The sequence below is a fragment of the Bradyrhizobium valentinum genome, from assembly GCF_001440405.1.
Taxonomy (GTDB): domain Bacteria; phylum Pseudomonadota; class Alphaproteobacteria; order Rhizobiales; family Xanthobacteraceae; genus Bradyrhizobium; species Bradyrhizobium valentinum.
Window position 1 is genome coordinate 1 of the sequence record NZ_LLXX01000193.1, and the last position, 1023, is coordinate 1023.

The 1023-nt window shown below is 59.1% G+C and carries 1 protein-coding gene; it reads right to left on the reverse strand.

Annotated features, from left to right (window positions below):
* Positions 1-583: 583 nt before the first annotated feature.
* Positions 584-880 carry a hypothetical protein gene (locus CP49_RS34605; protein ID WP_156438831.1) on the reverse strand — a complete coding sequence of 99 codons (297 nt, stop codon included), beginning with the start codon at positions 878-880 and terminating at the stop codon, positions 584-586.
* Positions 881-1023: the final 143 nt, after the last annotated feature.

Below are 1023 nucleotides of genomic sequence, written 5' to 3' on the forward strand. Positions count from 1 at the left end.
GGTCCACGCTTGCTCGCCGCAGTCGCACTTGTACATGCGCAGCGTGTAGCCGTTGCGGGGATCAAGTATTTTATGAAGGAGCTTTGGCTGAATTCCGCACCGGCCGCACCGAATGGTGGGCACTTCTTGAATCTGAACAGGATTCGCGCTGATCATACGCTGCACTCCGATTGGCGGGAGCGCTGTAGCGTCTCTCTGTCACCGATAAATACCAACTGGCCGTGCGGTGATGGCGAACCTTAGACCTTTTGTCCGGTTCCCGACACATCAAATTAGGCCACTACTGAAGTCAAATTAGGCCAGTGGGCCCGGAAACAATCCGGTACCGGGAACTCTTCAAGCCGCACTCGAACTCGAAGCCGACGCTAAGCATCGCCTCGCCGACGAATACGATGCGGCGCAGGAGCGGGGGGAAGTCGCGACAGGTCGCCCAAAAACTCTTCCAGACGCGCAGCGCGCCGAAGTCCCGCCAGTGGTAGCGACAACATCCGTGAGCGCGTGCTTGAAGCCATAGCTACTCTCTCTGGCCTCCCTCCTGCTCATGAGGTCGTCACCTACTTCCTGGCACCGACTATTCATGACATTAGTCGCAGCGGCGCTCCCTGCGCGTGATCTTGCGGCCGTCGTCCCGTTCAATCGTGGTGGTCTCTGTGCGGCAGCGCTGTCGTGGGCCGATGGTGACACCGCCTGGACCGACTCCAACTGTGGCGTTGGAGTCATAAGGCCGGCGGTCCCTATAGTCGCGGTCGTTGCGGTCCTCGAAGTGCCGGCCGGTCTGCATATCGACTTGGGCCATCTTGACGCCCTGGGCCTTGGCCGGAGTGGCGAGCGGGATAGTCGTCAGCACACCTGCCGCCACGACTAAAGCGATTTTCATCATGAGGAGTCCTCCTTGGACTTGAAGAGGCGTAACGGGCACGAACACTGAGGGGTTCCACTAGGCATTGTGTGGAAGGCGGCTTGGATTCGCGCATCTGGCCGAAGTGATTTCATGGTCGTCTTGTCAGCGTTCTGTCCGCATAT

What these genes read in the sequence shown, in the direction of transcription:
- CP49_RS34605 (WP_156438831.1), bottom strand. Translation starts at nt 880, where the DNA reads ATGATGAAAATCGCTTTAGTCGTGGCGGCAGGTGTGCTGACGACTATC.